The sequence below is a fragment of the Wolbachia endosymbiont of Tettigetta isshikii genome, from assembly GCF_041154185.1.
GTDB lineage: Bacteria > Pseudomonadota > Alphaproteobacteria > Rickettsiales > Anaplasmataceae > Wolbachia.
Genome location: NZ_JBFTEN010000018.1, coordinates 1 through 23,220, shown reverse-complemented (window position 1 = coordinate 23,220; position 23,220 = coordinate 1). Strand labels below are relative to the sequence as shown.

The 23,220-nt window shown below is 35.2% G+C and carries 28 protein-coding genes and 3 pseudogenes; 23 read left to right on the top strand and 8 right to left on the bottom strand.

Annotated features, from left to right (window positions below):
• Positions 1–72 precede the first annotated feature (72 nt).
• Together AB6N09_RS04260 and AB6N09_RS04255 are read right to left on the bottom strand one after the other, a co-directional pair.
• The gene (locus AB6N09_RS04260) at positions 73–291 is read right to left on the bottom strand and encodes a transposase (protein ID WP_411131706.1); all 219 of its coding nucleotides are present in this window, start codon (positions 289–291) and stop codon (positions 73–75) included.
• 580 nt (positions 292–871) lie between these two features.
• Positions 872–1,078, bottom strand: coding sequence for a hypothetical protein (locus tag AB6N09_RS04255; RefSeq protein ID WP_411131704.1), 207 nt, complete (start codon positions 1,076–1,078; stop codon positions 872–874).
• Positions 1,079–1,266: 188 nt separating this feature from the next.
• Between AB6N09_RS04255 and smpB the strand changes: the two genes are divergently transcribed.
• From smpB to AB6N09_RS04205, 10 genes are all read left to right on the top strand, one after another.
• The gene (gene smpB, locus AB6N09_RS04250; protein WP_411131703.1) at positions 1,267–1,716 is read left to right on the top strand and encodes an SsrA-binding protein SmpB; all 450 of its coding nucleotides are present in this window, start codon (positions 1,267–1,269) and stop codon (positions 1,714–1,716) included.
• A 6-nt stretch (positions 1,717–1,722) separates the two neighbouring features.
• Positions 1,723–2,511 carry a prolipoprotein diacylglyceryl transferase gene (gene lgt, locus AB6N09_RS04245; protein ID WP_411131702.1) on the top strand — a complete coding sequence of 263 codons (789 nt, stop codon included), beginning with the start codon at positions 1,723–1,725 and terminating at the stop codon, positions 2,509–2,511.
• A gap of 477 nt (positions 2,512–2,988) precedes the next feature.
• Entirely contained in the window at positions 2,989–3,489 is a 501-nt protein-coding gene (nuoE, locus tag AB6N09_RS04240; protein ID WP_411131701.1) for an NADH-quinone oxidoreductase subunit NuoE, read from the top strand.
• On the top strand, positions 3,490–4,683 hold the full coding sequence (tgt, locus tag AB6N09_RS04235; protein ID WP_411131700.1) for a tRNA guanosine(34) transglycosylase Tgt: 1,194 nt from the start codon (positions 3,490–3,492) through the stop codon (positions 4,681–4,683).
• A 145-nt stretch (positions 4,684–4,828) separates the two neighbouring features.
• A complete protein-coding gene (locus AB6N09_RS04230) occupies positions 4,829–5,017 on the top strand; it encodes a hypothetical protein (RefSeq protein WP_411131699.1) in 189 nt (62 codons plus the stop codon).
• 5 nt (positions 5,018–5,022) lie between these two features.
• A complete protein-coding gene (locus tag AB6N09_RS04225; RefSeq protein WP_411131698.1) occupies positions 5,023–5,349 on the top strand; it encodes a hypothetical protein in 327 nt (108 codons plus the stop codon).
• Positions 5,350–5,418: 69 nt separating this feature from the next.
• A complete protein-coding gene (locus AB6N09_RS04220; protein ID WP_411131697.1) occupies positions 5,419–5,769 on the top strand; it encodes a hypothetical protein in 351 nt (116 codons plus the stop codon).
• Positions 5,770–5,874: 105 nt separating this feature from the next.
• Positions 5,875–6,537 carry a hypothetical protein gene (locus AB6N09_RS04215; protein WP_411131696.1) on the top strand — a complete coding sequence of 221 codons (663 nt, stop codon included), beginning with the start codon at positions 5,875–5,877 and terminating at the stop codon, positions 6,535–6,537.
• On the top strand, positions 6,521–6,706 hold the full coding sequence (locus AB6N09_RS04210) for a hypothetical protein (RefSeq protein ID WP_411131695.1): 186 nt from the start codon (positions 6,521–6,523) through the stop codon (positions 6,704–6,706). Before AB6N09_RS04215 ends, AB6N09_RS04210 begins: the two co-directional genes overlap by 17 nt.
• 227 nt (positions 6,707–6,933) lie before the next feature.
• Positions 6,934–8,430 carry a proton-conducting transporter transmembrane domain-containing protein gene (locus AB6N09_RS04205; RefSeq protein WP_411131694.1) on the top strand — a complete coding sequence of 499 codons (1,497 nt, stop codon included), beginning with the start codon at positions 6,934–6,936 and terminating at the stop codon, positions 8,428–8,430.
• A 12-nt stretch (positions 8,431–8,442) separates the two neighbouring features.
• Here the strand turns inward: AB6N09_RS04205 and AB6N09_RS04200 are convergent, their stop codons facing one another.
• Both AB6N09_RS04200 and AB6N09_RS04195 read right to left on the bottom strand, forming a co-directional pair.
• Positions 8,443–9,342 carry an FKBP-type peptidyl-prolyl cis-trans isomerase gene (locus AB6N09_RS04200; RefSeq protein WP_411131705.1) on the bottom strand — a complete coding sequence of 300 codons (900 nt, stop codon included), beginning with the start codon at positions 9,340–9,342 and terminating at the stop codon, positions 8,443–8,445.
• A complete protein-coding gene (locus AB6N09_RS04195) occupies positions 9,335–10,135 on the bottom strand; it encodes a polyprenyl synthetase family protein (RefSeq protein WP_411131693.1) in 801 nt (266 codons plus the stop codon). The genes AB6N09_RS04200 and AB6N09_RS04195 overlap by 8 nt, the downstream gene beginning before the upstream one ends.
• A gap of 151 nt (positions 10,136–10,286) precedes the next feature.
• Here AB6N09_RS04195 and acpP point away from each other — a divergent pair, with 151 nt between their 5' ends.
• The 8 genes and pseudogenes from acpP to secF all read left to right on the top strand — a co-directional run bounded on the left by acpP (position 10,287) and on the right by secF (position 16,919).
• Entirely contained in the window at positions 10,287–10,553 is a 267-nt protein-coding gene (gene acpP / locus AB6N09_RS04190) for an acyl carrier protein (protein ID WP_411131692.1), read from the top strand.
• A gap of 6 nt (positions 10,554–10,559) precedes the next feature.
• Complete coding sequence (gene fabF / locus AB6N09_RS04185) at positions 10,560–11,825, top strand: beta-ketoacyl-ACP synthase II (protein WP_411131690.1); 1,266 nt, start codon at positions 10,560–10,562, stop codon at positions 11,823–11,825.
• Positions 11,826–12,185: 360 nt separating this feature from the next.
• The gene (locus AB6N09_RS04180; protein WP_411131689.1) at positions 12,186–13,115 is read left to right on the top strand and encodes an AEC family transporter; all 930 of its coding nucleotides are present in this window, start codon (positions 12,186–12,188) and stop codon (positions 13,113–13,115) included.
• A gap of 167 nt (positions 13,116–13,282) precedes the next feature.
• Positions 13,283–14,057: pseudogene (locus AB6N09_RS04175) on the top strand (IS5 family transposase).
• Between the two features lie 34 nt (positions 14,058–14,091).
• Positions 14,092–14,430 (top strand): annotated as a pseudogene (locus tag AB6N09_RS04170) (integrase core domain-containing protein); the annotation flags it as partial.
• Between the two features lie 172 nt (positions 14,431–14,602).
• Positions 14,603–15,540, top strand: a pseudogene (locus AB6N09_RS05755) (IS110 family transposase).
• A gap of 301 nt (positions 15,541–15,841) precedes the next feature.
• Positions 15,842–15,970: a hypothetical protein gene (locus AB6N09_RS04155; protein ID WP_411131687.1), complete on the top strand. Its 129-nt coding sequence runs from the start codon at positions 15,842–15,844 to the stop codon at positions 15,968–15,970.
• Between the two features lie 67 nt (positions 15,971–16,037).
• Entirely contained in the window at positions 16,038–16,919 is an 882-nt protein-coding gene (gene secF / locus AB6N09_RS04150) for a protein translocase subunit SecF (RefSeq protein WP_411131686.1), read from the top strand.
• Here secF and AB6N09_RS04145 read toward each other — a convergent pair.
• On the bottom strand, positions 16,896–17,408 hold the full coding sequence (locus tag AB6N09_RS04145) for a TIGR02281 family clan AA aspartic protease (protein ID WP_411131685.1): 513 nt from the start codon (positions 17,406–17,408) through the stop codon (positions 16,896–16,898). The genes secF and AB6N09_RS04145 overlap by 24 nt on opposite strands.
• 135 nt (positions 17,409–17,543) lie before the next feature.
• Between AB6N09_RS04145 and yidC the strand changes: the two genes are divergently transcribed.
• The 5 genes from yidC (at position 17,544) to AB6N09_RS04120 (ending at position 21,132) form a co-directional block, all read left to right on the top strand.
• Positions 17,544–19,262, top strand: a complete 1,719-nt coding sequence (yidC, locus tag AB6N09_RS04140) for a membrane protein insertase YidC (protein WP_411131684.1) — start codon at positions 17,544–17,546, stop codon at positions 19,260–19,262.
• Complete coding sequence (locus tag AB6N09_RS04135; RefSeq protein ID WP_411131683.1) at positions 19,240–19,668, top strand: 6,7-dimethyl-8-ribityllumazine synthase; 429 nt, start codon at positions 19,240–19,242, stop codon at positions 19,666–19,668. The genes yidC and AB6N09_RS04135 overlap by 23 nt, the downstream gene beginning before the upstream one ends.
• Positions 19,668–20,150 (top strand): transcription antitermination factor NusB, encoded by a 483-nt coding sequence (gene nusB / locus AB6N09_RS04130; RefSeq protein WP_411131682.1) that lies wholly within the window; start codon positions 19,668–19,670, stop codon positions 20,148–20,150. Before AB6N09_RS04135 ends, nusB begins: the two co-directional genes overlap by 1 nt.
• A gap of 144 nt (positions 20,151–20,294) precedes the next feature.
• Positions 20,295–20,558, top strand: coding sequence for a translation initiation factor IF-1 (gene infA / locus AB6N09_RS04125; RefSeq protein ID WP_411131681.1), 264 nt, complete (start codon positions 20,295–20,297; stop codon positions 20,556–20,558).
• Entirely contained in the window at positions 20,536–21,132 is a 597-nt protein-coding gene (locus AB6N09_RS04120; RefSeq protein ID WP_411131680.1) for a Maf family nucleotide pyrophosphatase, read from the top strand. Before infA ends, AB6N09_RS04120 begins: the two co-directional genes overlap by 23 nt.
• Here the strand turns inward: AB6N09_RS04120 and AB6N09_RS04115 are convergent.
• The 3 genes from AB6N09_RS04115 to AB6N09_RS04105 form a co-directional block, all read right to left on the bottom strand.
• Complete coding sequence (locus tag AB6N09_RS04115) at positions 21,124–21,660, bottom strand: hypothetical protein (RefSeq protein ID WP_411131678.1); 537 nt, start codon at positions 21,658–21,660, stop codon at positions 21,124–21,126. The genes AB6N09_RS04120 and AB6N09_RS04115 overlap by 9 nt on opposite strands.
• A gap of 63 nt (positions 21,661–21,723) precedes the next feature.
• A complete protein-coding gene (locus AB6N09_RS04110; RefSeq protein ID WP_411131676.1) occupies positions 21,724–22,233 on the bottom strand; it encodes a hypothetical protein in 510 nt (169 codons plus the stop codon).
• A gap of 57 nt (positions 22,234–22,290) precedes the next feature.
• On the bottom strand, positions 22,291–23,127 hold the full coding sequence (locus AB6N09_RS04105) for a hypothetical protein (RefSeq protein WP_411131675.1): 837 nt from the start codon (positions 23,125–23,127) through the stop codon (positions 22,291–22,293).
• Between the last annotated feature and the right edge of the window lie 93 nt (positions 23,128–23,220).

Below are 23,220 nucleotides of genomic sequence, written 5' to 3'. Positions count from 1 at the left end.
CCTGGGAGTGCTTTTTATAACCAGCTGAACATGGATGAGCTTGGATAATCGTACCGTCGATTATGGCAACTTCTAAATCTGGTTCTTGTTTGGTATACTCGTTGCCCAAACATTTTTTTCACACCATCTTTTAAATCGCTTATGTATAATTCTGTAATTACCATAAATCTTCGGGAAAAGGTGCCACTGACAACCACTTCGCGCTATATACCATATTGCTTCTATGAATACTCTTAAACGTTTTTCGTCTTTGCTATGCATTCCTTTTATACTTTTTATGAACTCTAAAATTTGTTTCCAAATTCATTCTTTTATATAATATTCCATTAGGTAGTTTCTCCATTTTTATATTCACTTGGTTAAACTACCACTTTTTTTCCCTCTTTATATTTTTTGTCCACAGAGCCTAGTATGGCAACAATCTACCAAGCCGCACTATACTTGTTATGCGGAAGTGGACGGCAAGATGTGTCTTCCGAAGTCTATGCTTCAACCAAAGATCTTGCTTATCCCTTCCATCGGCATTGCTATCTTTACTCTACATAAAATTATATACTTTCTTGCATTTATTGATAACAAAACTCTGTTTTGCTAACCAACATCCGGTGCATGATTATAGACAACTTCCGCGTCACAGCAATAATTGCTTTCTTCATACCCTTATTTTTGCAAGCTTTAGCCCACCAGCTTTTCAATTGAAATGTCCTTTTACATCTTGTTAGTAAGAGTTGTGCAGCTTCGTACAACATATTTCCACTGGTCCCATTTTTGATATACTTCCATGACGATCAATCTCTCCAGAAGCGTACGTTTCAATCCCATATAGGCTCCAACTGCATAAGATGTTTCAAACCTATATGGATCGCAGCTTTTATGTCATTGCTACTATAATACCAACTCTTGGTACAGTAGTTAATAATTTGCAATCTTCGCCCTTTTTACCTTGCTCTAAAAGTATTTTGTCAAGTTTTCCTATTGATTCTTCTATTGATTCCAAACTATGTGTTAGTTCTTCAATTGAGTTCCTGCTGATTTTACCTAGATTGCTTTTTGCACTTTTAAAGAGAAGCTCTGGCACCTTGTTTACCCCATAACTTCAACATCTTTTTTTTAATCAACTATCTCTTTGGAAAAAAATTCAGCTACATCAGCCTATCCAAAAAGTATTTTGCCTTTGAATGTAGAAACTCTAGAACATTATTTTTTAACATTGCTGCAAGAGCTGAAAATCCTGTATTATATTAAAGCTCAAGGGTGTCTTTAAATATGGAAGTTATTGCGGAAAATAGAAAAGCAAGGTTTGAATACTTTATCTTAGAAGAATTTGAAGCAGGTATGGTCCTACTCAGTAGTGAGGTTAAATCGCTGAGGGAAAGAAAAGCAAACATTTCTGACGCTTACGTTATTAAAAAAAACGGTGAAATATGGCTGCACAATATGCATATTGCAGAATATAAAGCTGCAAACAAAAGAAACCATAAGCCGAAAAGGGAACGTAAATTACTCCTGCATAAAAAAGAGATAAATAAACTAATTGGCCAGATTAAAACTGCTGGAATAACTGTTGTGCCACTTTCAATTTATTTCAATGACAAAGGATTGGCAAAAACTAAAATTGCCATTGCAAAAGGAAAAAAACTCTATGACAAGAGAGCAACCATAAAACAGAGAGAGTGGGATCGTGAGAAAAGTAGATTGTCTAAGAATGATTTGTAGCAAGGTATGTCTTTAAATCCAGTAATTTTTAGCATTGGTCCTGTCTCTATATATTGGTATTCTTTGGCATATGTTTTAGGTATAGTCTTTGCATATTGGTATTTACACAAATTGGACAACCAAAAAATATTTACCAGGAGTTTTTATGATTCATTGTTAACAGCCATTATTGTAGGTATTATCCTTGGTGGCAGGCTTGGCTACGTGTTGATATACGATCCAGTTTTTTATATGGGCAATCCTGTTGAGATACTGAAAACCTGGGGAGGAGGAATGTCATTTCACGGTGGTGCCATAGGAGTTTTATGTGTGGTGATCATTTCGTGTAAAAGACATAACATTCCTATATTTTACACACTGGATCTAATTTCTTGCGGAGTTCCCGTAGGCTTATTTTTAGGTCGCATAGGCAATTTTATAAACGGAGAGCTATTTGGCAGAGTTACAACTGTGCCATGGGGCATGTTATTTCCAGAAAGTGGTGATAATTTGCTATGCCACCCAAGTCAGCTCTATGAGGCATTTTTGGAAGGACTGCTATTTTTTGCAGCTATAAATTCACTGTTTTTCTTGACTAGAATAAGGCTATATCGTGGTGCATTAACTGGTATTGCAGTTATGTGGTATGGAATAGTGCGTTTTATAGTTGAGTTTTTCCGTGAACCAGACTACCAAGTTGGCTATTTATGGCTTGATTTGACTATGGGGCAGTTGCTTTCAGTACCTATGGTTTTGCTGGGAATAATCATATGCCTGAACGCATTAAATTTGAAATTTGCGGAGAAATTGCAATAGTTCCTGCATAGTTTTTGGCAGCGCACTAGATATATAGAAACAAAAAACTACTTGACAACCTTCGCTGTTACCCTTATTATAGCATTGGAGCTATTCATTTAGCTTCAATCTGTGCAGATTAAACGACGAAAGCATCACGGTTGGTGTCTTATGTTTAATTTTTTGCACTATGTGCACCTCATGTCTTTATTAATTTCACCTAGACTTCTAGGTTTTTCCCTATACAAGATGAAACGCGCTTATAAGTCGTTTAAGACAGTATAGTACACCAATTTGCAGGATTAGAGAGTGAGCAACTTCTACCACGGGATTCTTTTGTCTTTTTTCCAATTTAGTAAATTTCTTAAATATTTATTGCTAAAGCAATTTAAGAACACACAAAGAACACCAAAAATAATTGCCTTTTCATGTGAGAAGTCTAATTGCAATTATTGACTCTTTAAGTATAATCTGTTGAGATTTACATGAACCTTACAGATGAAAGAAAAAGGAGAGCAGTTTAGTTTTACATCGAAAAACCTAAGGAAAGCAAAAAAGTTTATAGAGATGTACCCAAGAGGTAAAGAAGGTAGTGCTGTTATGCCTTTACTATATCTGGTTCAAGAACAATGTGGATGGGTTCCTGAGTCTGCCATGCGCTACGTTGCTGATATGCTACATATTCCACATATTCGCGTATACGAAGTAGCAAGTTTTTACACCATGTATAATTTAAAACCAGTGGGTAAATATCTGATACAAGTTTGTAGGACAACCCCTTGCTGGTTATGCAGTAGCGAAGAAGTGTTAAATACCTTTAAAAAGAAGCTTGGGATCAATATAGGTGAGACTACCAAAGATAATCTGTTTACTTTAAAAGAAGTTGAATGTCTTGGTGCATGCGTTAATGCTCCTGTTGTGCAGATCAATGACAATTTTTATGAGAATCTTACTCCCGAAAAAGTAGAAAACATCATAGCAGAGCTTTCAAACAAATAAATGAAAGAAGGGTTCTCATTTAGGATAACCGAGCAATCAGGTTCTGCAAGAGTTGGCACAATTGAAACTCCAAATGGAAGCATAGAAACACCAGCGTTTATATTTTGTGCAACCAAAGCTGCAATTAAAGCTGCAGATATTGAGAGAATCGGTGAAGCTGGTACTCAGATAATACTTTCCAACACCTATCACCTCATGCTCCAACCGGGAGAGGATACCGTAGCAAAACTTGGTGGTTTACACAAGATGATGGGATGGAATGGACCGATGCTAACTGATTCTGGTGGATACCAGATATTTAGCCTGGGACACGGATCAGTTTCCGAAGAAATAAAGGGAATAAGAAAGAAACAAAAAACTCTGATCAAAATTAATGAGGATGGGGCAATTTTTCGTTCTTATATCAATGGTAAAACTTATTGTTTAACTCCTGAAAAATCTATACAAATTCAACAAAAATTAGGTGCGGATTTAATCTTGGTTTTAGATGAATGCACACCATTTCACGTCAGCAAAGAATACACACAAAGATCAATGCTCATGAGCCATAGATGGGCTGAACGTTCTTTAAATGAACTTGAAAAAAGTAATGATGGCAAACAAGCACTGTATGGAATTAGCCAAGGCGGAGTATATCAAGATCTGCGCAGAGAAAGCTGTGATTTTATCAATGATTTACCGTTTTTCGGTCAAGCAATAGGTGGATCACTTGGTCAGAGTAAGGAGCAGATGTATGATGTAGTTTCTTTTACTATGGAGTACTTAAAAAAAGATAAGCCTACTCATTTGCTTGGTATTGGTGGAATTGTGGACATCTTTCGCGCAGTAGAGCTTGGGATTGACACTTTTGATTGTGTGCATCCAACTCGCTTGGCAAGACATGGTGGTGCGCTTGTTAAGGTGAAAAATAGGAATTCTATTGCTTCAAAGTGCAAGGAGCATGTTAATTTGCGAAATCAACAATTTGAGCTGGACAATGATCCAATTGAAAGTGACTGTTTGTGTTTTACCTGCAGAAAACATTCGAGAGCTTATATACACCATTTATTGAAAGCTAAAGAACTGCTAGCTTACACCCTCATCACCATTCATAATGTATTCTTCATGAATAAGCTTATGGAATCAATAAGACAGGCAATATTAGATGATAGGTTACATCAGGAAAAGAGTAACTGGGTTAGTGAAATGTTGTGACCTTATCTCTTCTTAAGTCTTTTCTCCACGCTATTAGCTTTTCTTTCTTATTATCTTTCTATTAACTTTGAAAGCACTATAGTAAATAATTAATCTATTAGTGTTAGCCTTTATCCTTAATTGGTAAAAATTATGAGGTGAAGATATGGCTAAAGGAAATAATGCCCTGTTAAAATTCGATTTTGATAACACTATCACTAATGGGCATATGCATAATGCTTTTTCTAGGTTAAGAAAAAGTGACTTTGATTTTACTCAAAATAATGCAGTAACAGGTGCTGATATAAGAAAATTTCTAGAGAATACAGACGGAATAAAAACGAGGAAACATTAAAATCTGTGTTGCAATCTGCACTTTCAAATGGAGTGGAAGTTAACATTGCATCATACACAGGATATCCAAATGCTGTGAAAAGGGTTGTAGAAAATTATCTGGGCTTATCTAAAGAACAGGCAGACAGTATTTCTGTGTTTGGCGGATTTCCAGAAAGTTATAATCCCAAGTTACAAAAAGATCAACGAAATCAAGTTGGAAAAAATTTGCACATCTGCAGAGCAATTCCGGAATATAAGAATAAACACAATGGTCAGTTACCAAAAACTGTTATGTTGGTTGATGATGATGAAAAAATATTGAGAAGGTTAATGAGTTCATTGAATCAATGAACGAAAGAAATGGATGGATTGAAAAAATGGGCTAAACATTGAAGATATAAAAAAATCAAATTTGAAGGTGTGCAAGTGCCTAAGGAAAGCAAAAATGTTGATTACCTAGGGAAAGTGCAAGAATTTATTAGTGCCAACTTAGTGCAAGAATCTGTACATGCTGAAACTAATAAAAGGGCTGTTTCTTTAAAGAAAGACATGAAAAAAATCAGTTCTTTTTTTTTTATCGAAAATGGTAATAGCTCAAGAAAAGAAATATATAATGCCCAATATTTATTTAAACAAGAAGTAATAAAAGCAATCAAAGAGCAAGGATATGGTGTGAGTAGTAAGGAAAAGCAAGCTGGCATTATTGTCAAATGGAGTGAGCCAATAGATATTCAGAAGGTTCAGAAGATAATAGAAGGTGTTTTAGATTGAGTAATAGAAGGATTTAAAGCATCAAAAATAGTACCTGAGGAAAGTATACACCAAAATCTTCAGGGTATTCATGAATCATCCTCTGAAAAAGAGTTATCAACACCGTTGCCTCATAAAAAAAGGAAATCAAGTGATGATATGGTTACTGATGGTGAGAATAAAAAACAAGATATTAAATTATCTGAAGCACAAGCAGAACTAACACGCTCAAAACGTCATGCAATGATGCTTGACTCTCAACAAGTAGCCGCTGTACTTCAGAATACTGAAAAGTTATCACCAGGAAAAAAGTACGCACATACTCAAACCTTTTTCTTAGCACAGGAGTTCAAGGCAATCAAAGCTTTTTTTAAAGATTGTGCTCAGAAAACAATAGATGCTATTTGCAATTTATTTAGAAGAGAAGTGGCAGCAAAAATTGGAGAGCAGGGCTATAATATAAGTAGTAAGAAAGGAAGTAGTGAAATTACTGTCAAAGGAGATAAGCCGATAGATGCTCAAAAAATAAAAACCTATACTATTGACGCCCTAGATCAAATTATAAAAAAGAAAGAGAAGATCAAAGACCTTGGCAATAATTATAAAGGTAAGCAGCTGGAGCAAGAAATATCGAAGTTATTGAATGCTGATTTGCAAAAGAAAGATATAAACTCAAACTCTATAGGAAAAACTATAATAATGGAGAGCCTATATTTCAGAGTCTTGAAGAGCTTGCCTATCATCCTCAGCAAAAGAAAGAGATTCAAACTCTGTGAGAGGAAACTATAATGATGGGGAGCATACACATCAGACCGTTCAAGAAGCGTGGAACTATCACCAGCAAAGGAGAGGTATAAACCTAAATTCTATGAACAAAAAACCACTTGCACCACCATTGCCTCCTAAAAGCAGCATGGAAGAAGTGAAAACGGAGGGTAAAGCTATTGAAAATAGTTGATGGTTTATGCGCATTGTTTCAATTATAAAACATGTTGGAAGCACATATGAGCAGGTGCAAAAGTTTGTTTATGTCAAATATAAGAAGGTGGAGAAGATAGGGGAACAGTCGTTCTTCTATCAAGCTTATGCCATATATACATAAAACTAATTTACCAAAAAAGTGGCAGTGTTTCTGTGACTTGGGTATAATCGTAGCTTTACCCAAGCAAAAGAATGAATTATTTAATGAAATATGTTTTAACAGCTCTTTCCTTACTATTTTTTATTACTGAAAATTATTTGTTAATTACTGCACTAATTCCGCTGCTTGGCGCAGTGGTTATCTTTTTTACCGGCAAATGGCCTAGAGTAAGCAACGGCGTTACTGTTGCCTCTTCTATACTTTTATTTACGTATACGTGTCTGTGCGCTTTATATTGTGCATATGGTGATCATTCTCAATTTATCCTTATGGATTTTGGCAGTAACTTGCACATTAGTTTAAAGCTAGAGTCCACAGGAGTGGTATTTAGTTTATTAATATCGTTTTTGTGGATATTAACCAGCGTATACGCAATATCTTATATGCAGAATAACTATTCTAGTAATAATTACTCAAGTTTCCTGTGTTTTCTTTCAATATCGATCAGCTGTGCAATGTTTATTGCTTTTTCTGGCGATTTGCTTACTACATTTGTCTTTTATGAGCTCTTGACTATGAGTACTTATCCTCTTGTCACCTATAACGCAACAAATGAATCAATGATAGCTGGGCGTTATTATTTTGGTGTGCTGTTTTTTTCTTCCTTAGTACTATTTTTTCCAGTTCTCGGGTTCTTATACAGTAAATTTCATACTCTAGACTTTGTAAGCGGTGGAATATTTAAATTTGACACTTCGCTCGTCACTTTCATTGCAGTGTGTTTTGCTATGCTGATTTACGGAATAGGCAAAGCTGCATTAATGCCAATGCATTTTTGGTTACCAAAAGCAATGGTTGCACCAGCTCCTGTGAGTGCGCTGCTACATGCTGTTGCTGTTGTGAAATCCGGGGTTTTCATCATTATAAAAGTCATATTGTACACTTTTGGCACCGATAATTTGCAACGCTTTGCACAACAAAGTTGGTTTGCTGGAGGATGGCTGCCTTATGCTGCAGGATTTACCATCATTGTTGCTTCACTGATTGCACTCAAGCAGAAAGAATTGAAAAAATTGCTTGCCTACTCTACCGTTTCCCAATTATCATATGTTATACTCTTTGCTTCAATTTTTAGCGACCTTAGCGCAAGAGTCGCAGTTTTTCAGTTAGTTTGTCATGCATTTGCAAAAATCACTCTATTCTTTGTTGCGGGTAGCATAATAACGAAAACAGGTGAGAAATATGTAGATAGAATTCACGGCATAGGACGAAATATGCCAATTACTATGGCAACGTTTACTATAGGTGCGTTATCTATGATCGGAGTACCACCTGCTCCAACTTTCTGGGGTAAGTTTCTCATTTTTCAGGCTGTTTTTAGCTCTGGTAATGTAGCACTTTCTGTATTTGTTACTCTTGTGTTAATAATAAGCACTATACTCAATGCTATGTGCTTTTTGCCAATAATTTACAATGCTTTTTTCTCAAAGCCTTCCAAGAATTTTTTCGTTAAAAAGACACCTATCTTTCTGGTTTTACCACCAGTTATCACCGCGATATGTACTTTTGTTATTTTCTTCAGTTACCAAGTAATATTTTAGAGTATCTTGCCTTTAAGCTTTGGCATCTAAGCTGAGATTAATTATAGAAACATTTTCTTCGTCAAAATCTATGTCTCCGATTAACATACCATCAGTAACATTCAAAAGTTCCGGTAGAGAAATGATAGTTCTTTTATTACCAGCTCTCATTCCAACTACTCCAAGCTCTATGGCAAGCGGTACTCTTTTATCACCAACTTTGAATTGCGCTGTTTGATCCTTGATTATATATTCACCATTATGCCCCATTACGCTATACTTAATTGACACCTCGTCACCGCATCTTACTTGTTTTCCAGCCCTATTAATTAAATCATTGAAAATCGTCATATTATTTACTGAATCGGGATATCTATCTTTTACCTCGATTAGTTTGACATAGTAAGAGTTAAAGCTCGTTTTGTTGTCATTGGTAATGTTTACAGTAACTACACGCTCTCCTCCTTCTTTCATACCCATTATTCCTAGGCCCACCTCTTTCCAATTATCTTGACCTATTTTCAAAGTAACATTAGGGACTTGACTCGGAAGTGGTATCGCTAGGTTATTAGATATTTTATACATTTGCAGCAGGACTTCTTGACCACATAGAGCTCTGCTGCCACTGCCTTCTGTAATTTCATAGAAGTTTATTGAATTTTCCTCTCTTTCCTGCTGTGTTATTTCTTTTAAATACTCCTTCAACCCATGCTTTGCGATATAGTGGTCAAGTGCTGATTCAAGTATTGGCTTCACTAGGTAATATGCTATTGTCTGTACCAAGTCATCATTCGTAGTATTTAACTCATAAAGCTTGTCTCTCTTTTCTGGTCTGCTTTTGTTTATTTGAACGATGGTGAACACAAAAGCGGAAGTTAGAGTGAAAATTATTACTATGGAAATAAGTAATTGTAATATAATTTTCCTAACCATCATTTTTTACTAGATTCAATAAATTGTATAAATAATTAGTTTTGCCTGAAAGTTTACCAAAATTATCTAAAGCTTGTTTAAAGAGACTTTCTATATAGTTCTCTGTTTCACTTTTACCGAGTATAGACATTAAGTTACTTACCTCATCTTGCTTGTGGTCTTCAATATCATCTTTGGCCTGAAAAATAAGCCCTAGGTTTATTCCATAGTCATGTAACGCTCTTCGTTGCTTATCTGTAGCATTTCCCATTATAGCGCCTATTTCACATGAAGCTGCAAATAGTTTTGCGGTTTTTAATAAATGGATTTCTTTTATTTTGGAGAAATCTGCATCAATATCTAAAATCTGTCCTCCTACCATTCCCTTAGTTCCTATCGCTTGAGAGAGTACTTTTATAACTTCACAGCGTTTGTTGCTGCTTTCATTTAGAGAGGATAATATTTCAAAAGCAAGGGTAAGTAGCGCATCTCCAGCAAGCACTGCTGTTGCTTCGTCAAATCTTTTATGGCAACTTAGCTGACCTCTGCGAATATCGCTATTGTCCATACATGGCAAATCATCGTGAATTAGAGAGTAGGTGTGAACACACTCAATTGCCACGGCAATTGGTATTACTTTTTTAGCTTTAACATTAAATACTCGTGATGAAGCTGTGACTAAAAATGGACGTATATATTTCGCAGGAGCAAGAAGCGCATAACGCATAGCCGATATAAGCTTGCTTTGGCTATCTTCAGGTAGAAATTTGTTTATTTCTGCAATAAGTAGATCTTTTGTTATTTCATCTAGCATTTTTGAGTTTGTTAATTTCCCAGCGCATAATATTGAAGCATATTTCAGCTATGGCAATAGAAAATTTTGTAATAGTCTATCAACCATAAAAGGTATTGCAAACATGAAAATTTTTTATAACATCAAAGAATAGGTTATTTTTTGGTAAAAAATGAGTAGCGAACTAGCAAAAAGCACTAGAGAAGACATAGAAGAAAAAGTAAAAAAGATTGTACTGGAGCACATTAGTAAGGATGTAGAGAATTTTAGCAGCTCCTCAAAGCTTTCAGAGCATGGCGCAGACAGTTTAGATGCAGTTGAGATAATCATGGCGGCAGAAGAAGAGTTTGGCATAGAAATTCCCGATGAAGATGCACAAAAAATGGAAACTGTAGAGCAGATAGTTGAGTACATCAGTAATAAAAAAACCAATAATTAGTATTAAATGAGCAGAAGAGTAGTAGTTACAGGTATTGGCTTAATTACTCCACTGGCGGCAGATGTTGAAAACACTTGGCTTAAGTTAATAGGTGGTGAGTCTGGTATAAAGGAAATCAGCAGGTTTGATGCTTCCGATCTTGCAAGCAAGATTGCAGGACAAGTTCACCTACAAGGTAATAACATTAAGCAATGTTTTAACCCGCTAGATTATATCTCTGAAAAAGACCTAAAAAGAACAGATCGTTTTATCCATTACGGCACTGCAGCAGCTATTCAGGCAGTGAACGATTCACTAATTTTAGAAAGTCAAAATATAGATCGGGAGCGCGTTGGTGTGGTTGTTGGCTCTGGTATAGGCGGTCTTCCATCAATTCAGGAGAACGTAATTGTTATGCAGGAAAAAGGGCCTAGACGTGTCAGCCCATTTTTTGTTCCTGCAAGTTTGATAAATTTGATATCTGGCCATATTTCTATTAAATACGGATTTACAGGTCCGAACGATTCAGCGGTAACCGCATGTGCAACAGGTGCGCATGCAATCATAAACTCAGCAAGAGCTATAAAACTTGATGAAGCAGATGTAATGATCGCAGGTGGGGCAGAAAGTGCACTTTGTAGGGTTGGAATTGCAGGCTTTGCATCTATGAAGGCATTATCAACTAAATTTAATGATAAGCCTGAAGAAGCTTCAAGACCGTGGGATGAAAAGCGCGATGGATTTGTTATGGGTGAAGGAGCAGGTATACTAGTATTAGAAGAGTATGAACACGCAAAGAGAAGAGGAGCAAAAATATATGCAGAACTTACTGGGTATGGACTAACGGGGGATGCTTATCATATTACCGCTCCGCATGAGAGCGGAAGAGGTGCGTTGAAGGCAATACAGCTTGCCTTACAGAGTGCACAAATTAGTCCAAATCAAATTGGGTATATCAATGCACACGGAACTTCAACGCCACTTGGAGATAAAATCGAAGTAATAGCAATAAAACAGTTATTTGGTGACTACGCTTATAAGATACCAGTTTCTTCAACCAAATCTTCTATAGGACATTTACTTGGTGCTGCAGGCAGCGTTGAAGCGATATTCAGTATTCTTGCGTTAAATGAAGGAATTACTCCACCAACTTTAAATCTGCACAAACCTTCAGAGGGATGTGATTTAAATTTTGTACCGTTTAAAGCTCAAGAGCACAAAATCCAATATGCACTTTCTAATTCGTTTGGCTTTGGCGGCACTAACGCATCACTCATCTTTGGAAAAGTATAATTAGTTCTATCGTTTATGCTTGCCTACAAAGCGCTTATTTTGCAACAAAAGTAGTTAGGATTTGTATCCTATATCACTTGAAAGTGTACAACAAGGCCAAGCGAAACTAAACTTTACTTTTTAGCAAAGCTACCACTATTGAAAGATATGCAAGAAGCTTTATAAAAACTTAACATAATTTTATCATAAAAATATCATTCTTATGTTTTGTAAAAGCGGTTCTTAGCACTAAATGGATCTTTTTAAATAACTATGAGTTGGGTAAATTGGAAAATAAATTTTATTTACTTTTACAATGTCTTAAGATCTAATGTCAATTTATCAGTTGGAAGTATCAAGAAGGATTATAATTAGGCTAGTATGTTCTTTACCCTTTTTCTCAAAATATTACCTATTTATATTACAATACTTATTGGTTATTTAGCAGGAAAATTCCTTAAGATTGATAGAAATACTATATCTCAAATACTCTTTTATATAGCTAACCCAATAGTGATTCTGTATGGAGTATCTCATACAGAGGTCAATTTAAAAGTAGTCTCTTTGCCGATTTTGATATGGTTTATAGGTAGCACTATGTCCTTATCGGTGTATTATCTTTCTTCTTTTTTATTTAAGGACAACACGAAAAACATATTGGCATTTAGCTCAGGCAGTACAAGCATGGGTTATTTTGGCTTGCCAATTGCTATGACTTTATTTGACGAAGATTCGGTGTCTGTATATGTTGTCTGTTATATAGGAATGGCACTGTTTGAAAATAGCTTAGGATTTTATATAGCTGCAAACGGTATATACACCGCAAAAGAATGCATGTTAAGGCTGTTCAGACTTCCTTCGTCCTATGCGATGATTCTGGGCTTCTTTTTGAGTGTATGCGATATACAAATACCTGCTTTTCTAACAGATGTTATGATGAATATTAGAAGTACATTTATTACATTAGGAATGGTGCTACTTGGAGTGAGTATTGCGCAAATTACAAATTTTAAAATAGATTGGAAACTCGCTTTGACCACTATTATAGCAAAGTACGTATTCTGGCCATTATTTGTTTTGGGAATTGTCCTGACAGACAAACATATCACAGGTATATACGATGAGAGTATATATAAAGCGCTGATGTTGCTAGCTATTATTCCTGTTTCTGGATCCAGTGTAATACTTGCTAATATTTTAAATTATCAACCAGATAGAGCTACTTTGCTGCTTCTCATCAGTACTGCAGTGGGACTATTTTACGTTCCGCTAATAATATCATTATTTTTTGCCAAACTTGTTCCTCTTTGATCAGAAATTTAGGCAATATATACTCTTTAAACTTAGAATAAGCTTTAAATTTACTACTTTAGAGGGTGTCCACAAACCAAGAAATATGTAGTATATGAAGATAGAATAGGAGGTAAAGAATGAGGAAAAAATATCCAACAGATTAAAGTGAAAGGGAGTGGACAAGAATAGAAAAATACTTCAGAGTATCGTACAAGAAGGGAGGAAGACCACCAAGGTATAGCAAGAGAGAAATATTAAATGCAATTCTGTACATATTACGCACAGGATGCCAATGAAGCTGCTTGCCACACGATTTTCCACTGTGGAAGGGAGTACATGAACAATTTAGGAGGTAGAAGAGACAGGGGATTTTTGAAAAAATGAACTATCAAATTACCAAATATAGTAGAAGAATAATAGGAAGAAATGATCAGCCAAGTTCTTCTATAGTAGATAGCCAATCTGTTAAAACTACAGAAAAAGGTGGATTAAAGGTTATGATGGAAGTAAAAAAGTAAAAAGTAGAAAAAGGCATATAATTAAAGACACTCAAGGTTTTATATTAGGCTGTTATGTGGGTTCTGCTAGTAAAAATGACAGGGACGGTATTAAAATAGCATTGGATAATATGAGAAAAAATATACTAACGTTAAAAAAATGTGGGCTGATATGAGATATCAAGGAAGAAATTTAAAAAATCATATAAAGGAAGAATATGTGATAGATATTGAAATTGTGAAAAGACCTCAATGTAGATTTTGGGTACATAAAGATACAATAACTGAGTTGTTGTCTGTAAGAGAGAGCGGGCTAAAGTACAGCCAAGAAGATGGGTTGTAGAAGGGACTTTTGCTTGGGTTAATAGGAATAAAAGGCTATCGAAGGAGACTGACAACATCCACTGAGAATTTCATATACCTAGCTATAACTAAGGTTATGATAAATAGGAATTTTCTTTAATTTTACTGGTTTGTGGACAACCTCTTAGCGTCATAAGCACGCTTTTCAACACATATTTGATAGGGTTTGTGAAGAACATAACATTGAACATCGTCTAACAAAAATCAGCCATCATTGGACGAATGGGCAAGTTGAACGTATGAACAAAACTTTAAAAAATGCTATTGTTAAAAAATACTACTACCGATCACATCAGCAACTCACAAAGCATCTTTATGATTTTGTCATGGCTTACAATTATGCAAAGAGACTCAAAACTCTTAATGGTCTTACTCCTTTTGAATTTATATGTTCTCAGTGGACAAAATCTCCTGAGCTATTTATACTAAACCCATACCATCACACTTGTATCTTTCGCTATGTAAGATATTAGAGTTAAAATATCTTATAGGAAGGGTGAAGCCGTTATCACGCTGATGCCAATAAGGCTGCTACAGAGATTTTGCTCCCCTTCCAACAGAGTTGAAAGACTGCTTTGGAATTATATCCCGTATTTACAAGGTTGGTCTAAACTCTCAATTTATTATAGCCTCGGAGGTGGTTTTATTCAAGCAAACGCTGTTTTAGGTGTAGACATTTCTAAACAAAAATTTGATGTTCATTTGTCGGTAGGCAAGAAAGAACGACATAAAATTTTTTGCAACAACAAGGAGGGTTTTGAAAAGCTTGTAGTTTGATCATGGAGCAGTATCTATGTCTCGAAGCAACTGGTTGTTATAGTGAAGATCTGGTTGCTTTTATGTATAACCTGGGACATAATGTAAGTGTGGTGAACCCAGCTCAAATCAAGGCTTTTGGTAAAAGTGAGCTGCTGAGAAACAAAACAGACAAGTCGGACGCTGCTATGATTGCTAGATTCTGCATTGCTAACAAACCTGCCCTTTGGAAACCTATTCTTCCTGAAGTTAAGTGTTTAATGGAGCTTTATCGTTGTTTGCAAACACTTAAAGATAACAAGTTACAACAGATGAATCGCCTGGAAAATAAAAATATGCATTCTAGTTGTCATACTTGAGGTAATTGCTGCAATAGAAACACAAATTGCTGCACTAGAGAAAGAAATTGACGAGCACATCAATAACTACCAACATCTAGAAAACATGGCAGGAAACATCAAGACTATAAAAGGTATAGGACATCTCACTGCTATTGCTGTTGTTGCAGAAATGCCTTCAGTTTTGATCACGCTAGGCAATTCACAGCCTTTGCTGGTCTAAATCCCAAACATTACCAATCAGGATCATCCGTAAATAAAAAAGGTCGAATATGTAAAATAGGATCTGAGCGTATTCGCAAAGCTCTTTATATGACAGCTATAGTGGTCAAAAACTTTAACCCTCACTTTTAAAAGTTTTGCCAGTGTTTAGCAGTAAAGGAAAATGTACAATGGTTATAATTGTTGCGTTGATGAGAAAACTAATGCATATATTTTTTTGGAATTCTTAAAAAGAATCAGCCATTTAATGGTGGTTTAGTGAAATAATTTTAACAGTAAGTAGCAATGTCTGTAATGCTCAACAGTCTTGAGCATTAAATATAAAAGATCGTGCTTGGAATTTTGATATCATAGTAGATTAACTATTTTACGTTGACTTTAACAGAGTTGCTTGGTGAAGAGCCAGTGTAACTGTGGATAAGTACGCCTACACAAACTAAAAGTACTTATCCACAGTTACACTAATTTATAAAAGATGTGATCTTAATTTGAATTGTTTTGTTATTTTTTATCTTTTTAGTCAAATAACTTGTTGACAGTAAAGACAGTATCTCTGGGACCATACAGCGTGCAAGTTCACAAAAAAGAGGTTATAAAAGTAGTTAAGGTTGAAGTTGCACGGAATCTACTTAGGTTAGGTATTTCTATCGATGTTATCTGCCAAATAACCGGTTTATTAGCTGATGAAATTGCATGACTCCTATCACAAAATAAACTAGTGAATCTTTTGAAAAGTATATAAAATTTAAGTTTAAGCAAAGAACATGGCAGTTAGACTTATTCCAGACAATCTCGATATCAAATTTAGTAAATATAGAAAGTTGACTGCACTCATTAGTATTATTCTGATCATTTTTTCGATACTCACTGTTGTGCTACGGGGAGTGAATTTAGGCATAGATTTTACAGGTGGAATTTTGATGGAAATAAAATCTTCAAGTGAAGATCGTACTATTCTTGATGCATTGAAAGAAAATGGCTTTACGGTGGAGAGTTCAAAAGCAGGTGACAATTTAGTCATGCGCTTTAAAGAGGAAGGAGATGAGGATAAGATTAAAAAGATAAAAAGCATACTAGAAGAAAAGCTAGGTGGCTCGGCAAGCTATCGTAAGATAGACTATGTTGGTCCACAAATAGGCTCAACACAGATATTTAAAGGAATATTATCCATGTTGATTGCAATCGTTGGAATATTTTTCTACGTTTGGCTCAGGTTTAATTGGCAATGTGGGTTTGGTGGAATAATAGCACTAGTCCATGACGTGATTTTAACCGTCGGTTTTATTAGCCTGACTGGCATCGAGTTTAATATCTCATCAGTTGCAGCTCTCCTCACCATAATTGGTTATTCAATCAATAATTCAGTAGTTATATATGATCGAATTCGAGAATATCAAAAAAGTAGTAAAGACAGACATATGAGTGAAGTGGTAGATGCAAGTATTAACGCTACATTGTTTCGCACTGTCTTGACTTCGGGTACGACCATGCTCGCTGCTCTTCCTTTGACGTTAATTTGTACAGGTGCAGTCAGAGACTTCAGCTTGATTATTTTTTTTGGTATTGCAATTGGCACTTGTTCTGCAATATTTATCTCTGCTCCTATATTGATCTCCAGAGCTTTAATAAGTAGATTCGCGGTATAATATCAACTTATTATCTCTTATAGTGAAATGAAAATATCTCAAGAAACTCATTCCAAGTAATGAATGGGACATAGAATGAGTGTTAACACTGGCCTGTACGTCATTGATTAGAAAGTTTCCTATTTTAACTTGAGATATTTGAACCACTCCGGCTCTTATTTGACCTTTTGCAGTTTCATATATTTTAAAGTCTTGAATATTCTGCAGATTAATACCAGCATTTACTGCATCTTTTTGCGATAGAACAATATCGGTTGCACCGGTGTCGAGCAAAAACGTTATGTTACGACCATTAACTTGAGCTTGAATATAAAAGTGTCCATCATATGATTTCGTAAATTCGATGCTTCCACTATTTTGGATCCTTCCCTTATATGGTAAAAAGGTGCTAAGAAATCTATTGCTTAGTTTGTCTCCTTGTGAATCAATGAACATTGCGGTGATAACTATTATCAGTAGCCAAATAACTAGATTTTTTACCGCGTTCATATTGTTAAAATTTGAAGCTATTACAATAAATTTTAAAGATTAGCGTTAAAAGTTATTATTAAAAATAAGTAAATTTTATTGTTTTAGTGCAATATTTAATATACACTTTAAGGAAATGCATTTAGCTTAAGTTTTATGTCAGAAGCAAGAAATCTAATTTTGGCAGCTGTCCTTTCAGTGTTAATTATGTTATCTTGGCGTGTTATTTACGATAATTTTCTTAATACAGACCAAGATCATCCATCAATTGAAAATATTGAACACATAGAATCTTTTAACGATCTTTCTCCTATAATACACCAAAACCGTTCCGAAATTATTAATTCTACTCGAGAACAAAGAATTAGCTTAACCAATAATATGGTTAAAGGGTCGATTTCTTTAAAAGGTGCCAGGTTTGATGACCTAATTTTAACTAATTACCATTTAGAACCAAATTCTTCTTCTCCGCAAGTGATGCTACTTTCACCTGCGGAATCAGAAGATGTATATTTTGCAGAATTTGGGTGGCTGGATCTAAGTGGTAAAATTAAAGTTCCAGATTCCAAAACGTTCTGGCAGGCAGATGAAAATGAACTTACTAATCAAAAGGCAATCAATTTATTTTGGGATAATGAAAATGGCATTTTATTTAAGATGAAAATTAGCCTCGACAATAACTACATGTTTAAAGTTGAACAAATTATTGAAAATAATACGAAGGATAATGTAGTCTTGGTCTCTTATGGTAAAATTAACCGTAAGCGTGATAATATCAACGAATCTTATTGGATATCACATGAAGGAGCAATAGGTGCATTTGATAACAAATTGGAGGAATGGACATATAAAGATGTTGCCAAGAAACACCTAATAAAAGCAAACACAAATGAAAAGAATTGGTTTGGTTTTGCTGATAAGTATTGGCTTACAGCTATCATACCTGAAAAATCTGATAAAATAAATGTAAGCATTAAACATACGAACGTTAATAACATTGATAAATTTCAAGTAGATTTTGTTAAGCCTTACAAGAGCATACTTCCTGGCGCAAGTGTTTCTAATGTGAATTACTTTTTTGCTGGAGCAAAAAAGTTGAATTTGCTGGATTCTTATAAGAGTACTCTAGGTATACCTTTATTTGACAAAGCTGTAGATTTTGGCGTTCTTTACTTTATAACCAAACCAGTGTTTTTACTTCTTGAATACTTTAACTTTGTTTTGAGAAATTTTGGTTTAGCAATATTGTTGCTGACTTTAGTAATTAAACTTTTGATGCTGCCTTTGTCTAATAGGTCGTATGTTTCAATGTTCAAAATGAAAAATTTGCAGCCTGAAGTGGCTCGTATAAGAGAGTTACATAAAGATGATAGTTTAAAACAGCATAAGGAGATAATTGCATTGTACAAAAAAAACAATGTAAACCCAATGTCGAGCATTCTTCCTATGGTGGTACAAGTACCGGTGTTTTTTGCTTTGTATAAAGTATTATTTGTTACTATAGAGATGAGACACGCTCCTTTTTATTTATGGATTAAGGACCTTTCAGCTCCTGATCCAACAAACATTTTTACATTATTTGGGTTATTTAGTTACAATTTCCCTATTGCTATAGGTATTTTGCCTATAATTTTAGGTGTTACCATGATAATTCAGCAGAAGATCAGTGAAAAAGATCAGATCAACAGAGATGATGTTCAGGTGAATGTTATGAGATTTTTACCTTACATTTCTATCTTCATTTTTTCCTCTTTTCCTGCGGGTTTGGTAATATATTGGATATTCAGTAATGTCATGACTCTGATTCAACAATCATTAATAAAGCTATTTTTAGCAAGAAAAGGAGGGATAAATGTCGAAAATACTAATAGTTAATTCAATTTACTATACTGAAATAGCAAACCTTTTACTTGAAGGTGCAACCGATAAATTAAAAGGCAGCAGCGCAAGTTATGATGTAATTGAGGTTCCCGGTGCATTTGAAATACCAGCTGCAATTCTTTTTGCGGTCAAAAGTCGAGCTGTCAATTATGATGGTTATTTAGCTCTTGGGTGCGTGATTCGTGGTGAGACTGATCATTATCAATACGTTTGTAAAGGAGTAATCGAAGGCTTAAATGAAGTTGTTATGCGTTATGCGGTACCTCTTGGTATTGGTGTCATTACCGCTGACGGCAAAGATAAAGCTTTAGTAAGGGCTGATAAGAACAGAATGAACGTCGGTGGCCACGCAGCTTCAGCCGTTTTGCACATGATAGATTTATACAAAAAATTAAGCTGATGGAGGAGGAACCTACAGATAAGGGATGGCGTATAAGAAGAAGCACAGCAAGGAACCTTGCTGTCCAAGTTGCTTACTCAAATATTTTTATAGGTTACGACAAAAGCATTTTTGAGCTGGAAAATTGTGAACTTAGGGACTATGTAAACAAGTTAGCAGATATATTTGAATGTGGGGAGTTTGATTACCAATTCTTAGAGAAGCTGTCATGTAAGGTCATAAAAAACAGTGAGGGGTACGATAAGATAATAGAGCATTATTTACATCCAAGTTGGTCTCTTTCACGGTTAAATCTCTTAAGCTTATCAATTTTGCGTGTTGCAATGTGTGAATTAGCTAATTGTGATACGCCAGTTCCAGTTGTTATTAATGAATATACTAACATTGCATCTGATTTGCTTGATAAACCAAGCGAAGTTGGTTTCGTTAATGGACTATTGGACAAGGCAAAAGATGCAGTTAAACTAAATAAAAGTACTTGACAGTCTTTTTTGATGGCATGTTGGTATCTGAGCACTATAGGTTATAAGAAAGGAGAGTTGAATGATGAGAGCAGTATAAAAGGTCTTTTATATTCTTTAAGATCTGTGGTAGACTGACAAAGGTTGTTTAATTATAAATAGCAAATGGTAAAAGACGAGAAATCGAAAACAATTTTTGAGGTGGAAGGAGTAGTAACTGCTTTATTACCTGCAGCAGAGTTTAGAGTGAAGCTAGACAACGAACATGAAATCATTTGTCATGTATCGGGAAAAGTCAGAAGAAGTAAAATACGCATTGTTATTGGAGATAGAGTATTGGTAGAGATGAGTATTTACGACAGGAATGCGAAAAAGGGTAGGATAATTAGAAGGCTTAAAGGTACAAGTGACAGAACGATCTCTAGATAATCTTATTCTTGCTTCGTCGTCAGAAAGGCGTATAGCCCTACTAAAACAAATAAATATTAAGCCAGGTTTAATTTTGCCAGCAGATATAGACGAAACTCCTTTAAAAAAGGAACTTCCAAAAGATTACTCAATCCGTATGGCAAAGAGTAAAGCTGAAAAAATACAAAGCTCAAACCCAAATTATTTTGTGCTCGGTGTTGATACAGTCGTTGCTTGCGGTAGAAGGATATTGCTCAAAGCTGAAAACGTTGAGCGAGCAGAAAAATGTATTCGCCTGTTATCAGGAAGAAGGCATAGAGTATACACAAGTGTGTGCCTATTAACTCCCAATCGGTCCAAACAGCATATTAGAGCTGTAGTTACAATAGTGAAATTTAAACATCTCAGTGAACAAGAAATTAAATATTATTTAGCATCAGAAGAGTGGAAAAATAGGGCAGGGGGGTGCAACATACAAGGCCTTGCTGGAATGTTTGTACTGTTCTCACGTGGTTCCTATTCTTCTGTTATAGGGTTACCATTACATGAAACCTATTGTTTGCTGAGTAATTATTTTAACCTCAATTTATATTGACACACCTTTATCCTTATCTTTTTCTTGTTGTTGCTTAACATGTTTAGTCCAAAGCAATCTGTTTTTGTTGCCCAATGCGATTCTATTGCGATCATGACTACCAGTATGTTCTGCTGGAGTATCCTCCCTTTCTTCTTCTATTACCCCAACTTTCAGTTGCGCTACATCTTTTTCTAATAATCTATGTAGATTGCTATTTTTATCTATAGTCAGATTAGTGTCAACATTCCCCCGTTCTGCGACTTTTTTTATATCTGTTGAATTGTCTTTTAGCAACCCGTCCGCTAGTAAACGTTCTCTGGTTTGTTCACTAATTTCTTTTTGATCCACTGGTCTTAGTGGGAACTTTTGAGTTTCTCTATGCAACTTACTGGTAAATTCAGTAAGTAGAGTGTCATTACTTTGTCCAGCATTCATGAGGCTCTTCTTTAACTGTTTAGGATCTACTTGGGATTGTCCATTACTATCTTGAGTCGGAGATGAAGGGTTTGAGTCACTTTGTTCAGCATTCCTTCTTTTTTCTTCCATTCTTCTAATGCTTCTTTTGTTTTTTGAAAATTTCTCTCTTCTTCTTCATGTTCCTGGCCACTTCTATAAGAACCTTTTTTGTAATTGAGTGTTACCAACATACATATTTTCACCAGTACTAGTTGAAGGTAGAGGTTTGCCATCATCATTCTCTCTTTTCTCTATAATATTACCTTGACCACTTTTTTGGGATAATGTTTCCTCTAGAACATCTAGATTTTGATTATTTTCTTTGCCTTCAATCTTGTCTTTTAGCCATTTATATATTGGTTTATCTTCTTTTATTTCTTCCAAAATATTTTCTGAGAATGAATCTTTAGGAATATTTTTTTCAACGACTTGTTGTTCTGGTTTTGTTAACCTTTTATCTGGTTCTTTCAACACTTCCCTTAGCTCATACATTGCTTGATCAGCTAAGTTAGTGGATCGAGTACTTTTTGACTCTTTATTAACTGGTTCACTTGACACCGTGTGAGCTTCACTGCTTTGATCCTTACTGTTTTTTCCGTGCTCTCCTGATAATTTGTCTTCCTTGTGGTGATGTAACTTCTCTCCCTCAGGTTTACTTGTCAAATGTCCAGGATCTACTCGAGATCGTCCATGATTATCGTGGGTTGGAGATGAAGGACTTTAGTTGCTTTGTTGCTGGATTTCAGGTTGTTGCTGGTTACCAGACATCGAATTTTCTTGTTCATTTCCATCTGGTTTTTGGCTTCCAGGTAAAGTGTGTCCAAATGTAGTAAATGTAGGATTATCATATCGTTCATCATTTTGCCTATTATCTTGATTGTGGCTTACGGATTTAGTGAAAGTAGAACTATCCAAAGGATCAGAAGATGGAAAACCATAGTTATCTTTACTATCAAGATGCGATACAGTGGTTGGCTGATATTTATCATTCTGGTGATTACCAGATGTTGAATTATTCTGTTTATCTCTTTGCCCATCATCTTGGCTTACAAACTTGGCAGAAGTTTGCTCACTGAAAACGTTTCCTTTAGGTGGAAGTGAACTACTTCTAGGTGGCGGTGGAGTAGGAGTTCTTTTGTTCTGAGAACTCTTTTCTTGACTTTCGTAGCTTAAATCACTTTCACTATCAGACCATGATATAGTGGTCCGAGAACTAATTCCTCGATTCATATAAGTAGCTTGAACACCAACATCTCTTTTGTCCTTTTGATTAGTATCCTTGCTAACTCTTGTTGTAGTTTCAAATGATTGACTGTCTTTTTGCATCTCATTCTCTTGTCCTTTTCCTTTTTCCCTGAATTGTATTTGGTGCAAGAATAAACCACCTATTTTTACATCTTTGTTCGCTTGTAACTGAGCATCAGTAACTCCATTACGTTCAATAAGGTATACACCATCTTTATCAATATTAATTTTGATAGTACACTTTTCCCTGTTCACATACCAATTTAGCATCATTTCGTATGAAACATCGGTTACGATATAATGTCTTATCAACTATGTTTTTTAAAAATTTTTTATTTGTGTGATTTTGCAACTTTACCCAGTCATATGGGCAATAAAAACCCGTTTGTTATAGAAAATAGATTT